Source organism: Pseudomonas sp. Sample_24 (assembly GCF_004307605.1).
Taxonomy (GTDB): domain Bacteria; phylum Pseudomonadota; class Gammaproteobacteria; order Pseudomonadales; family Pseudomonadaceae; genus Aquipseudomonas.
In genome coordinates this window covers 1-12,129 of the sequence record NZ_RCNW01000190.1, presented here as the reverse complement: position 1 = coordinate 12,129, position 12,129 = coordinate 1, and the positions used below count along the sequence as shown (strand labels likewise).

At 60.9% G+C, this 12,129-nt stretch carries 12 protein-coding genes and 1 pseudogene; 7 read left to right on the top strand and 6 right to left on the bottom strand.

From position 1 onward, the window contains the following. Positions 1–71 (top strand): annotated as a pseudogene (locus tag D8V06_RS09850) (TetR family transcriptional regulator); the annotation flags it as partial. A 26-nt stretch (positions 72–97) separates the two neighbouring features. Beyond that, positions 98–1,009 carry a LysR substrate-binding domain-containing protein gene (locus tag D8V06_RS09845; RefSeq protein ID WP_056852410.1) on the top strand — a complete coding sequence of 304 codons (912 nt, stop codon included), beginning with the start codon at positions 98–100 and terminating at the stop codon, positions 1,007–1,009. Between the two features lie 76 nt (positions 1,010–1,085). Here D8V06_RS09845 and D8V06_RS09840 read toward each other — a convergent pair whose 3' ends face one another. Then, entirely contained in the window at positions 1,086–3,065 is a 1,980-nt protein-coding gene (locus tag D8V06_RS09840; RefSeq protein ID WP_056852409.1) for an amidohydrolase, read from the bottom strand. Positions 3,066–3,205: 140 nt separating this feature from the next. Beyond that, on the bottom strand, positions 3,206–3,835 hold the full coding sequence (gene ycaC, locus D8V06_RS09835) for an isochorismate family cysteine hydrolase YcaC (protein WP_056852408.1): 630 nt from the start codon (positions 3,833–3,835) through the stop codon (positions 3,206–3,208). A 313-nt stretch (positions 3,836–4,148) separates the two neighbouring features. Between ycaC and ureE the strand changes: the two genes are divergently transcribed. The 5 genes from ureE (at position 4,149) to D8V06_RS09805 (ending at position 7,980) form a co-directional block, all read left to right on the top strand. Continuing rightward, the gene (ureE, locus tag D8V06_RS09830) at positions 4,149–4,649 is read left to right on the top strand and encodes an urease accessory protein UreE (RefSeq protein ID WP_130903986.1); all 501 of its coding nucleotides are present in this window, start codon (positions 4,149–4,151) and stop codon (positions 4,647–4,649) included. Next, positions 4,646–5,320, top strand: coding sequence for an urease accessory protein UreF (locus D8V06_RS09825; RefSeq protein ID WP_056852406.1), 675 nt, complete (start codon positions 4,646–4,648; stop codon positions 5,318–5,320). Before ureE ends, D8V06_RS09825 begins: the two co-directional genes overlap by 4 nt. A 23-nt stretch (positions 5,321–5,343) precedes the next feature. Next, complete coding sequence (gene ureG, locus D8V06_RS09820; RefSeq protein ID WP_056852405.1) at positions 5,344–5,958, top strand: urease accessory protein UreG; 615 nt, start codon at positions 5,344–5,346, stop codon at positions 5,956–5,958. A 27-nt stretch (positions 5,959–5,985) separates the two neighbouring features. Continuing rightward, the gene (locus tag D8V06_RS09815; protein WP_130930882.1) at positions 5,986–6,558 is read left to right on the top strand and encodes a HupE/UreJ family protein; all 573 of its coding nucleotides are present in this window, start codon (positions 5,986–5,988) and stop codon (positions 6,556–6,558) included. A 288-nt stretch (positions 6,559–6,846) separates the two neighbouring features. After that, a complete protein-coding gene (locus D8V06_RS09805; RefSeq protein WP_056852403.1) occupies positions 6,847–7,980 on the top strand; it encodes an AGE family epimerase/isomerase in 1,134 nt (377 codons plus the stop codon). A gap of 48 nt (positions 7,981–8,028) precedes the next feature. On the opposite strand, the gene D8V06_RS09800 is transcribed toward D8V06_RS09805, so the two are convergent. From D8V06_RS09800 to livM, 4 genes are all read right to left on the bottom strand, one after another. Beyond that, positions 8,029–8,799, bottom strand: a complete 771-nt coding sequence (locus D8V06_RS09800) for an SDR family oxidoreductase (protein WP_056852402.1) — start codon at positions 8,797–8,799, stop codon at positions 8,029–8,031. An 841-nt stretch (positions 8,800–9,640) separates the two neighbouring features. Next, positions 9,641–10,357 carry an ABC transporter ATP-binding protein gene (locus D8V06_RS09785; RefSeq protein WP_056852401.1) on the bottom strand — a complete coding sequence of 239 codons (717 nt, stop codon included), beginning with the start codon at positions 10,355–10,357 and terminating at the stop codon, positions 9,641–9,643. Beyond that, on the bottom strand, positions 10,354–11,226 hold the full coding sequence (locus tag D8V06_RS09780) for an ATP-binding cassette domain-containing protein (protein ID WP_130930881.1): 873 nt from the start codon (positions 11,224–11,226) through the stop codon (positions 10,354–10,356). The genes D8V06_RS09785 and D8V06_RS09780 overlap by 4 nt, the downstream gene beginning before the upstream one ends. Beyond that, a partial coding sequence (gene livM, locus D8V06_RS09775) for a high-affinity branched-chain amino acid ABC transporter permease LivM (protein WP_130930880.1) occupies positions 11,223–12,129 on the bottom strand: 907 nt, incomplete at its 5' end. The genes D8V06_RS09780 and livM, both read right to left, overlap by 4 nt.

Below are 12,129 nucleotides of genomic sequence, written 5' to 3'. Positions count from 1 at the left end.
AGATCACCCAGCAGCTGCGCTTCATCTTTATCGGCCTCAAGCACTGGCAAGGGCTCGGCAGCACGGAGTAAACCTGCTGCCCATCGGAGAACGATCATTGGAAGACCTCAACTCCCTCTACTACTTCACCCAAGTGGTCGAGCACGGTGGCTTCGCCCCGGCCGGGCGGGCGCTGGACATGCCCAAATCCAAGCTCAGCCGGCGCATTGCCGACCTTGAGGAGCGCCTCGGTGTACGCCTGTTGCACCGCACCAGCCGCCACTGCTCGCTGACCGAGGTCGGCCAGGCCTATTACCAGCGCTGCCTGGCCATGCGCGTGGAAGCCGAAGGTGCCGCCGAGATCATCGAACGCAACCGCAGCGAACCCCGCGGGCTGGTGCGCATCAGTTGCCCGACCACCCTGCTGAACTTCTGGGTCGGGCCGATGCTGTCGCGCTTCATGCTCAAGTATCCGCAGGTGGAACTGTTCATCGAGAGCACCAACCGTCGCGTCGATCTGCTGCATGAAGGCATCGACGTCGCCCTGCGCGTGCGCTTTCCGCCACTGGAAAACACCGACATGGTGATGAAGGTGCTGGGCAACAGCACCCAGTGCCTGGTCGGCCACCCGAGGTACCTTGAACAACTGCCGCCAGGTTTCGACCCAAAGGTGCTCAGCCAATTGCCGAGCGTGCATTGGGGCAGTGTGCAGCGTGAATATCAATGGGAGCTGATCCAGGGTGAGGACATGAGCCACAGCATTGTCATCCCCCACACGCCGCGCATGGTCACCGACGACCTGTTCGCCCTGCGTCACTTTGTGGTGGCCGGCGTGGGTATTGCTCACTTGCCACGGGTGGCAGTGCGCGAGGACCTGGCCGAAGGCCGGCTGGTGGAATTGTTGCCGGGCTGGCATCCGCGTTGCGGCATTGTGCATGCGATCTTCCCGTCGCGACGCGGGCTGCTGCCGTCGGTGCGCTCGCTGATCGACCATCTGGCCGAGGAATTCAGCGTCAGCGACATGGCGTAAAACCCTCTGCGGCGTGCCCCCGGCCTATCAGCCAATCGACGTGAAAAAAGGGGACCCTTAGCGGTCCCCGTTACCATCAGAACGCAAAGCAGGAACAACCCAACGCTCCCCAAAACCCCTGGTAGTCGTTGACCGGCACACTCGAGTGTCGGGCCCGTTCATGGCTGTGAGCATGCACCCCGCAAGGCCCTACACACTGATGCGCCGCCAATGCAAGCGACGGCGTACCCGCGCGCCAGTGCCCTGGCACTTTGGCCACCGGCGACCACTCGGGCAGTACCGGCACCTGCGCAGGTCCCAGCTTGTCGAATTCGCCAGCGCCGTACACCACCTTGCCGTCGACAATGGTCAACACCGACTCGATGCCCTTGATCGCTTCTTCGTCGACACTGAAAAAATCCAGCGACAAGGCCGCCAGGTCCGCCATCTGGCCGACCTTGATCTGGCCTTTCTTGCCCTGCTCGCTGGAGAACCAGGCGCTGCCGTGGGTGAACAGTTGCAGCGCGGTTTCGCGACTCAGGCCTTCCGGATAAAGCGCCATGCCGCCAACGGTCTTGCCGCTGACCAGCCAGTACAGCGACGTCCACGGGTTATAGCTCGACACTCGGGTGGCATCGGTGCCGGCGCCTACCGGGATGCCTTCGGCGAGCATGCGCTGGATCGGTGGGGTTTTCTCGGCAGCCTTGGCGCCGTAGCGATCGACAAAGTACTCGCCCTGGAAGGCCATGCGGTCCTGGATCGCGATACCACCGCCCAGCGCGCGCACCCGCTCGATGTTCTGCGAGCTGATGGTTTCGGCGTGGTCGAAAAACCACGGCAGGCCATTGAACGGAATGTCGCGGTTGACCTTCTCGAACACATCGAGCATGCGCGAGATCGATTCGTTGTAGGTGGCATGCAGGCGGAACGGCCAGCGCTGCTCGACCAGATGGCGCACCACCGGCTCCAGTTCCTGCTCCATGGTTTGCGGCAGATCGGGACGCGGCTCCAGGAAGTCTTCGAAGTCGGCTGCGGAGAACACCAGCATTTCGCCAGCGCCGTTGTGACGCAGGAAGTCGGTGCCGTCACCAGGCTTGACTTTCGCGCTCCAGTTCTTGAAGTCGGCGAGTTCTTCCTTGGGCTTCTGGGTGAACAGGTTGTAGGCGATGCGTACGGTCAACTGGCCCCTGTCGGCCAGCTCCTGGATGACCTGGTAATCATCCGGATAGTTCTGGTAGCCACCGCCGGCGTCAATGGCGCTGGTCAGGCCGAGGCGGTTGAGTTCGCGCATGAACTGGCGGGTCGAATTGACCTGGTATTCCAACGGCAGCTTCGGCCCCTTGGCCAGGGTGGCGTAGAGGATCATCGCGTTGGGGCGCGCGATCAGCAGGCCGGTCGGTTCGCCGAACTTGTTGCGCTGGATCTCGCCACCGGGCGGGTTCGGCGTGTCCTTGGTGTAGCCCACGGCCTTGAGCGCAGCGCGATTGAGCAGTGCGCGGTCGTAAAGGTGCAGCAGGAACACCGGGGTATCGGGCGCAGCCTGATTGATTTCTTCCAGGGTCGGCATGCGTTTTTCGGCGAACTGGAATTCGTTCCAGCCACCCACCACGCGCACCCACTGCGGCGTCGGTGTACGGGCGGCCTGATCCTTGAGCAGGCGCAGGGCGTCGGCCACCGAGGGCACGCCTTCCCAACGCAGCTCCAGATTGTAGTTGAGGCCGCCGCGAATCAGGTGCAGGTGGGAGTCGTTCAGACCCGGGATGACCGTACGCCCCTTGAGGTCGATGATTTGCGTGGCCGAGCTTTTGTGGGCCATGGCCTCGCCATCCGTGCCGACGGCAATGAAGCGGCCGTCCTTGATGGCGACCGCCGTTGCCATCGGCTTCTCACGGTCCACCGTGTGCAGTTTGCCGTTGAACAGGATGAGGTCGGCGGTCATCGAGCCTGCCTGACTGGACGCGTAGGCGGAACCCGAGCTGGAAAATGGCAGGGCGGACCAGAGCGCTCCGGCAGCACCGAGAATGGTGCTGTTGGCCAGGAACTGGCGGCGGCTCTTGTCGTTGGAGTCTTGGGGCATGATGTTCTCCATCTGGATGCGGCAGCGGTGGGCACGACTGCGAAGCATGCCGGGCAATGCTCGTCAGGAATTGGATGGATGTGCGGCGCGACAGCACACCGCCCGGGACAACGATAGTCGGTGTCCCGGGCGGCAGCGGATTACTTGGCGCTATTGAAGGCGTTGTAGCTGGTCATCAGGTTGCGGTAGTCCGGGATGTGGTTGGAGCACAGCGCGGCCAGGCCTTCGATATCGTTGCGCCAGTCGCGGTGCAGCTCGCAGGCCACGCCGAACCAGGTCATCAGTTGTGCACCGGCCTGGCTCATGCGGTCATGCGCGGCATCGCGGGTCATCTGGTTGAACGTACCGGAGGCGTCGGTGACCACAAACACGTCGAACTCTTCTTCCAGCGCAGCCAGGGCCGGGAACGCTACGCAGACTTCGGTCACGACACCGGCGATGATCAGCTGTTTCTTGCCGGTGGCCTTCACGGCCTTGACGAAATCTTCGTTGTCCCAGGCGTTGATCTGACCAGGGCGGGCAATGTAAGGAGCATCCGGGAACAGCGCTTTCAGCTCAGGCACCAGCGGGCCATTGGGGCCTTGCTCGAAACTGGTGGTGAGGATGGTTGGCAGGTTGAAGAACTTGGCCAGGTCAGCCAGGGCCAGCACGTTGTTCTTGAACGCATCCGGCTCGATGTCGCGGACCAGCGACAGCAGGCCTGCCTGGTGGTCGACCAGCAGTACAGCAGCGTCGTCTTTGTTCAGGCGGTTGTATTTGAATTTGGTCATGGCTGTAGCTCCTAAGGTTTCGCTTTCAGTAGTGGGTTGTGTTTCGCGTTGATGGGAGAAGATTAAAACCATGACGTTTTGCGCGGTAGACAGTGAAAATTGTCCTTAGCGTTCTATTTTGTGAACGATAGACGGACAGGCTTTGTTTTCGCCACAAAACGGTGCCGCACTGCCGTGTCACGCCCCAAGACGATGCATAGCACTCGACACATCCGAATCAATCCCACGTTTCCGACAGTCATTTCCTACACATCCTCTGATTGGCAAGGCCCTTGCTCTGACCTCGCTACTGTCAATTGCTGGAAGCTTTCCGATGCTGGTGATTCATCGCAGAATCGACCCTCAACCCATGTGGGCCGCCGAGTTGCACCTGACGTTCGAAGCCCGGAGCAAAAGCCGCCTGCGCTGTTTCAGTGCCGAGGGTGAAGACGTCGGCTTGTTTCTGGAGCGCGGGCAATCGCCGCTGTACGACGGCGAATGTCTCCAGGCCGAAGACGGGCGCATCGTTCGTGTCTGTGCCCGCCCCGAACAACTGCTGCACGTGACCTGCGCCAATGCCTTCGAACTGACCCGCGCCGCGTATCACTTGGGCAATCGCCACGTTGCCCTGCAAGTCGGTGACGGTTGGCTGCGCCTGCTCGACGATTACGTGCTCAAGGCCATGCTCGAACAACTGGGCGCCCATGCCGAAAACATCGAAGCCCCGTTCCAGCCGGAACACGGTGCCTACGGCGGTGGCCATCACCATTCGCGCCACGGCGATGAAGATTTCAATTACCCGCCCAAGCTCCATCAGTTCGGCGTGCGCCTGTGAACCCCGCCTGGGCATTGCTGCGCCTGGCCAGTCCGCAATTGCCGATCGGCGGCTACAGCTATTCCCAAGGTCTGGAAATGGCAGTGGAGAACGGCCGTGTCCATGACCCGGACAGCGCGCGGCGCTGGATAAGCGATCAACTGCTGCTCAATCTCGCCCGTTTCGAGGCGCCGCTGTTGCTCGCCCATTGCGTTGCCGCCGCCGAGGAAAACTGGAGCGAATTGCTGCAACGTTGTGAAGAACACCGCGCCAGCCGGGAAACCCGCGAACTGCATCAGGAAAGCCGGCAGATGGGTTACTCCCTGCAACAACTGCTCACCGGCCTGCCGGAGCTCGATGCAGCGGCCCGCGCCTTTCTGCAGCAACGCCCCGAGCCGCACCTGGCCCTGGGCTGGGCGCTGGCCGCCCGCGCCTGGCGGATCAGCCCGCAGGATGCGCTGGCCGCCTGGCTCTGGAGCTGGCTTGAGAATCAATTGGCGGTGCTGATGAAAACCCTGCCGCTGGGCCAGCAAGCCGCCCAGCGCCTGACCAGCGAACTGCTGCCGCTGCTGCAACAAGCCCAGCAGAGCGCCAGCCAGATCAACCCCGAACACTATGGCAGCGCCGCGTTTGGCCTGTCCCTGGCCTGTATGGCCCATGAACGGCAGTACAGCCGTCTGTTCCGTTCCTAGGGCCTGTTACTTTGGAGAACTACATGAACACTCAACCTCTGCGCGTAGGCATTGGCGGCCCGGTCGGTTCCGGCAAAACCGCCCTGACCCTGGCCCTGTGCCTGGCCCTGCGCGACCGTTACAACCTGGCCGTCGTGACCAATGACATCTATACCCGCGAAGACGCTGATTTTCTGGTGCGCAATGAAGCACTGGCACCGGAACGCATCATTGGCGTGGAGACTGGCGGTTGCCCACACACGGCCATTCGCGAAGACGCCTCGATCAATCTCGAAGCCGTGGATCAACTCAACCGCCGTTTTCCAGGGCTGGACCTGATTCTCGTGGAGTCCGGTGGCGACAATCTATCGGCCACTTTCAGCCCGGAACTGTCGGACCTGACCATCTACGTGATCGACGTTTCCGCAGGCGACAAGCTGCCACGCAAAGGCGGGCCGGGCATCTGCAAATCCGATCTGCTGGTGATCAACAAGATCGACCTGGCGCCCCTGGTGGGCGCATCGCTGACCCTGATGGACAGCGACACCACACGCATGCGCAACGGCAAACCGTTTGTCTTCAGCAACCAGAAAACCGGCCAGGGCCTGGAAGACATCATTGCCTTCATTGAGCGCCAAGGCTTGCTGACCGCCGCCTGATCAAGATTTATTCACAAGGAAGCTTCCATGACACTCAAACGCATTCTGGCCGCCGCGGCCCTGTTGCTGACCCCTGCCCTCGCTTTTGCCCACCCGGGGCACGGCGACAATGGCTTGATCGCCGGTATCAGTCACCCGATCGGCGGCCTCGATCACTTGCTGGCAATGCTCGCGGTCGGCCTTTGGGCGGCACAACAAAAAGGCGCGGCGCGCTGGGCGCTGCCCTGCACTTTCGTCGCGACCATGCTGATCGGTGGCCTGCTGGGCTTTGAAGGGCTGAACCTGCCGGCACTGGAAAGCGGGATTGCCGCGTCGGTCCTGGCGCTGGGCCTGGCAGTAGCGCTGGCGGTGCGTCCACCGTTGAGCCTGGCGATGGTTGCCACGGCATTGTTTGCCTTGTTCCATGGCGTGGCCCATGGCCTGGAACTGCCGGACATGTCCAGCCCGTGGACGTATGCCGCCGGGTTCGTTGCGGCAACCGCTGCCTTGCATGCGGCGGGTTATGCGCTGGTGCGGGTATTGCCGCAGGCTGCTGCACCGTTGGTGCGACTGGCGGGTGCAGCTTCGGCGGCGACTGGGGTCTGGTTGTTGGCGGGCTGAATTTCTGGCGTTTGTCAGCCTCATCGCGGGCAAGCCATGCTCCTACAGGTCCTGTGTTGATCGTTCCCACGCTCTGCGTGGGAATGCACCCCGGGACGCTCCGCGTCCCAAAAGGCCGAACGCCGAGCGTCCGTTGAGGCATTCCCACGCAGAGCGTGGGAACGATCGATAGAGTTTGCACTTAACCTGTGGGAGCTGGCTTGCCAGCGATGGCGGTCGGAAAGACACCACATCTCTCAGGCCTGCTACCATGTCGCGCAACCAAACCTGCCGTGACGACGCCAGCCAATGCCGCATGTTCCCCGCTCTGCCTCCCACCCTGAATTGACCGCCCTGTTCGCCTCGGTGCAACAGCACTTTGAAGGTGTGATCGTGCCACTTTGGCAAGGTCCCGGCTGGAATGCCGACATGGCGTTGCCGTATGAAGCACTGGACGCCGCGCATCATCCGTTGCCTGCACAACGCTACCGGGCCATGGCCTGTGCACGCCAGTTGTATCTGTTTGCCAGTCTGATCGGCCAGGTACCGGCCGCCGAAGAGCGCGCGGCGGCGCTGTTTCGTTCCTTGCAACGACACTTTCACGACGCCGAGCACGGCGGCTGGTTCTACAGCATCGATCCGCAGGGTGCACCGCTGGATCAGCGCAAAGACCTCTACACCCACGCCTTCATCCTGTTCGCCTGTGCCCATTATTGGGACAAGGTCCGCGAACCGTTGGTGGAATCTGTACTCAACGCCGCGCTGGAAGTCATCGCCCGGCGCTTTTCCACAGGCGACGGCCTGTACGAAGCCAGCCTCGATAGAGACTGGTCGTCGCTCGGCAGCGGCCCCCTGCAAAACCCGTTGATGCACTTGGCCGAAGCCTTCCTCGCTACGTTGTCGGTGCGCGAAGACATTGCCGTGCAGCGCGCGCTCATCGAGTTATGCACAGCCATGCAGAAACGCTTCGTCGACCCGCAACACGGCGTATTGATGGAGAAACCGCTGGGAACTGTGGATAACTGGTTCGAGCCGGGGCATCAGTTCGAATGGTATTTCTTGCTGGAGTCTTCAGTGCTGCTGCGCGGATCGAAACTGCATGCCTCACTGGAACGCGCCTTTGCCTTTACCGAGCAACTGGGCGTGGATCAATCCTGCGGCGCGATACGCGCCATGCTCGACCTCGGACCTGACGGCGGCTCGCGAGATGCAACCCAGCGTATCTGGGCTCAGGCTGAATACCTGCGGGCATTGACACTGCGACCGCACAGCGAAGCCACGGTGTTGCGCCAATTGCAGGCGCTGCAACAGCATTTTCTGCATGCCGGTGGCTGGCACGAATGCCGCGACGAACACGGCGAAGTCAGCCGTCGGGACATGCCGTCGACCACGCCTTATCACCTGGCAACCTGTTATCGCGGGCTTGCCGATTATCTTCGCTGATGTTTGGTCGCAATCGCGGGCAAGCCCGCGATTGGCCGTCACACGCTCTTAAGCCTTGCCACCACTGCGATCAATCGCAAAACCGGCCCATGCCTGGCTGACCGGCATCAGTTCCAGGCTGTTGATGTTGATGTGCGCCGGAGCATTGAGGACCCAGAAAATGGTGTCGGCAATGTCTTGCGGCTGGATCGGCTCGGCACCGGCGTAGGTCGCGTTATACCGTTCCTGATCACCGGCAAAACGCACCAGCGAAAACTCGCTCTCGCACAGGCCCGGCTCGATGTTGCTGACCCGCACGCCTGTGCCCTGCAAATCGCAGCGCAGGTTCAGCGAAAACTGCTTAACGAAGGCCTTGGTTGCGCCGTACACATGGCTGCCCGGATACGGATAGTTGCCGGCGACGGAACCCAGGTTGACGATGCCGGCACCACGACCGTGGGCGATCAGGCGCGGCAACAGCAGTCGGGTGCTGTACATCAAACCTTTGACGTTGGTGTCGACCATCGTGTCCCAATCGTCGAGATCGCACTTGGGAGCCGGATCGACGCCCAGCGCCAGGCCGGCGTTGTTGATCAGCCCGCGCAGTTTGGCGAAGGACGGCGGCAGGTTGGCAATGGCTTGTTCCATCGCCTGGCGATCCCGTACATCAAGCACCAGGCCATGCACTTCAGTCTGCTTCGACAACTCGGCGCACAGCGCATTGAGGCGTTCTTCACGACGACCGGTCAGCACCAGTTTCCAGCCCGCCTCGGCAAAACGACGGGCACAGGCTTCACCAAAACCGGAAGTCGCGCCGGTAATAAACAGGGTGTTGGACATCGTGTTCTCCTTGCTTCGGCTGTCGGTCAGCCATGGGAATAGACAATCAACGGGCAGCATGCCCGGCCTTGCTCACACGGGCAACCACCGCGAGCCTGTTCAAAAAATGATCTAATCGCGCAACGCCTTACCCTCCGTGGCTTGCAGCCATGTGCCCGCACGTTATCCACAGGCCGGTCCACAGTCTTTGGGGGCAAGTGGAAAAGCTGCAAGCCGCTGTCCACAAGGCTTTGCGCGGGGTTTTGAAACTTTTTTGCTTGACCCTCAAGCACCTGCTGTGTAGCCCATGGCCATTTTCATGACTGACAGGTCAAACCAACGATGGCGCCAAGCCAGCAACCACGGCCTTCAGCCGAGTCTTTCCAGAGTTTAGTCACAGACTTATCCACAGGCTTGTGCACACCCGATTCGCTGATTTTCACTGCCAACAAAAAGGTTGACAAAGTGCTCTTTCAGCCAAGTAAAAACCACTGATCAAAAAACAACCACACCTCTGCACGCCACGGTTTCAAAGGCCTTCAGCCAGCTACTCCCACGTTATTCACAGCCAGCTCCACAGTAATCGGGGACAAGTCAAAACCGTGACAAAACAACTATTTGCAGCGGCTTTATGTCGCGGTTTGGGAGCTCTTGAATATTGTTTTCCACAATTTCCCGGAGGCACGCCAAAAACCCTGTGGGAGCGAGCTTGCTCGCGATAGCGGTTTGTCAGTCAACATCAATATTGGCTGATAGATTGCTATCGCGAGCAAGCTCGCTCCCACAGGGTTTAGTGGTGTTTGGGAGATGTAAAAAAGCCCCGGCGATTGCGCGCCGGGGCTTGTGCATAACCCACTGAAACTCAGTGGCCGCCGAGGTAAGCGTTACGCACATCCTCGTTGACCAGCAACTCCTTGCCAGTGCCGGTCATGCGGATTTCGCCGTTGACCATCACGTAAGCCCGGTCCGACAACCGCAGGGCATGGTTGGCGTTCTGCTCGACCAGGAAGATGGTCATGCCGGTTTGCGCCAGTTCCCGCAGGGTGGCGAAAATCTGCTTCACCACAATGGGTGCCAGGCCGAGGCTGGGCTCATCGAGCAACAGCAATTTCGGCCGACTCATCAGCGCACGGGCGATGGCGAGCATTTGCTGTTCACCGCCGGACATGGTCATTGCGCGCTGGGTGCGCCGTTCTTCAAGTCGCGGAAACAACTTGAACATGCGTTGCATGTCCTCCTTGGCGTACTTGTCACCAATCGGAATGGTGCCCATCAGCAGGTTTTCCTCGACGGTCATGTCGGGGAACACCCGCCGCCCTTCCGGCGACTGTGCAATGCCGTTGGAGGCGATGTAGTGCGACGACTTGTGGGTAATGTTCACGCCTTGGTAGAGGATCTGCCCGTCCGCCGCGCGCGGCTGACCGAAGATCGACATCAGCAGGGTCGACTTGCCCGCGCCGTTGGAGCCGATGAGGCTGACGGTTTCCCCTTCGTTGATATGCAGCGAGACTTTCTTCAGGGCCTGGATCGGCCCGTAAAACACGTCCAGTTCCTTGAGTTCGAGGATGGGTTGGGTCATACCACTTCCTCTTCGTCGGCGCCCAGGTAGGCGGCAATCACTTTCGGATCGTGTCGAATCGCTTCAGGCCCGCCCTCGGCGATGACAACGCCGTGGTCCAGTACAACGATGTGGTCGGAAATACTCATTACCATGCCCATGTCGTGTTCGATCAGCACCACGGTCAGATCGTGCTCGTCGCGCAGCAGCCGGATCATCGCGCTCAGCGCTTCGGTTTCCTGAGGGTTGAGGCCAGCGGCCGGTTCGTCGAGGCAGATGATCTGCGGACGGGTACACATGGCCCGGGCGATTTCCAGACGGCGTTGCTGGCCGTAGGACAGTTCACCGGCCAGGCGGTTGGCGCAGTCCACCAGGTCCACCACTTCCAGCCAGTAGAACGCGTGGTCCAGCGCATCGCTTTCGGCCTTGCGATAGCCCTTGGTGTTGAGAATGCCAGCCAGCATGCTGCGGTTGACCCACATGTGCTGGGCCACCAGCAGGTTTTCCAGCACCGACATTTCCTTGAACAGGCGAATGTTCTGGAAAGTCCGCGCCAGCCCGGCACGGTTCACCAGGTGCGTGCCGCCGAACATCTTGTAGCGCAGCCGGGTGATGAAGTTTTTAGGCGAGACGAAATCGGTCGGTTTGAACGATTCGCCGAGCAACTGGATGACGTTGGTCCTTTCGCCACGCACATTGAGTTCGATCTTGCCGCCGGAAGCCTTGTAGAACCCGGTCAGGCAGTTGAACACCGTGGTCTTGCCGGCGCCATTGGGACCGATCAGGGCGAAGATCGAGTTGCGTTTGACCTGCAGGCTGACATCGTTCAACGCCTTGATGCCGCCGAAGTGCATCATCAGCTTTTCGACACTGAGTACGACTTCGCTCATGGCGCTACTCCTTTACGCGGGGTCACACCGGTGCGGCTGATCCGAATCAGGCCACGCGGTCGCCAGATCATCATCAACACCATCAGGATGCCGAACAACAGCACGCGGTACTCGGCGAAGCCACGCAGCAGTTCCGGGGCGACAGTCAGCACGAAGGCAGCAATCACCACACCAATGGTCGAGCCCATGCCACCCAGTACCACGATGGCGAGGATCAGGGCCGATTCGAAGAACGTGAACGAGGTCGGGTTGACGAAGCCCTGATAAGTGGCAAAAAACACGCCCGCCAGACCTGCCGTCGATGCACCGATGGTGAACGCCGAGAGCTTGACCAAAACGTGGTTCAGGCCCATGGAGCGGCAGGCGATCTCGTCTTCGCGCAGCGCTTCCCAGGCACGACCGACCGGCATCTTCACCAGGCGATGCTTGATGTACAGCACAGCCAGTACCACGAGGAACAACACCGCGTAGATGAAGTAGTACTTCACGTCCGGGTTATAGGCGATGCCGAAGAACTCATGGAACGGTACACCACCGTCCTTCGCCCGCTTGCCGAATTCCAGGCCGAAGAAAGTCGGCAGTGGTGCCGGCATGCCATTCGGACCGCCAGTCAGCGACAGCCAGTTATTGAGGACCAGACGGATGATTTCACCGAAGCCCAGGGTCACGATTGCCAGATAGTCACCGTGCAGACGCAGCACCGGGAAACCGAGGATGCAACCGGCCAGCCCCGCCGTGATCGCCGCCAGCGGCAGCACCGTCCAGAAGCCCAGCCCGAGGTATTGATAACCGAGTGCCAGACCATAGGCGCCGATGGCGTAGAACGCCACATAACCGAGGTCGAGCAAGCCGGCCAGGCCGACCACGATGTTCAGCCCCAGGCCCAGCAGCACGTAGATCAGC

Excerpts from the sequence above, each read along its gene's own strand:
- ureE (WP_130903986.1), top strand. The coding sequence starts at position 4,149 with ATGCTGGTGATTCATCGCAGAATCGACCCTCAACCCATGTGGGCCGCC.
- D8V06_RS09805 (WP_056852403.1), top strand. The coding sequence starts at position 6,847 with ATGCCGCATGTTCCCCGCTCTGCCTCCCACCCTGAATTGACCGCCCTG.
- D8V06_RS09780 (WP_130930881.1), bottom strand. The coding sequence starts at position 11,226 with ATGAGCGAAGTCGTACTCAGTGTCGAAAAGCTGATGATGCACTTCGGC.
- D8V06_RS09815 (WP_130930882.1), top strand. The coding sequence starts at position 5,986 with ATGACACTCAAACGCATTCTGGCCGCCGCGGCCCTGTTGCTGACCCCT.
- D8V06_RS09840 (WP_056852409.1), bottom strand. The coding sequence starts at position 3,065 with ATGCCCCAAGACTCCAACGACAAGAGCCGCCGCCAGTTCCTGGCCAAC.
- D8V06_RS09785 (WP_056852401.1), bottom strand. The coding sequence starts at position 10,357 with ATGACCCAACCCATCCTCGAACTCAAGGAACTGGACGTGTTTTACGGG.
- ycaC (WP_056852408.1), bottom strand. The coding sequence starts at position 3,835 with ATGACCAAATTCAAATACAACCGCCTGAACAAAGACGACGCTGCTGTA.
- ureG (WP_056852405.1), top strand. The coding sequence starts at position 5,344 with ATGAACACTCAACCTCTGCGCGTAGGCATTGGCGGCCCGGTCGGTTCC.
- D8V06_RS09800 (WP_056852402.1), bottom strand. The coding sequence starts at position 8,799 with ATGTCCAACACCCTGTTTATTACCGGCGCGACTTCCGGTTTTGGTGAA.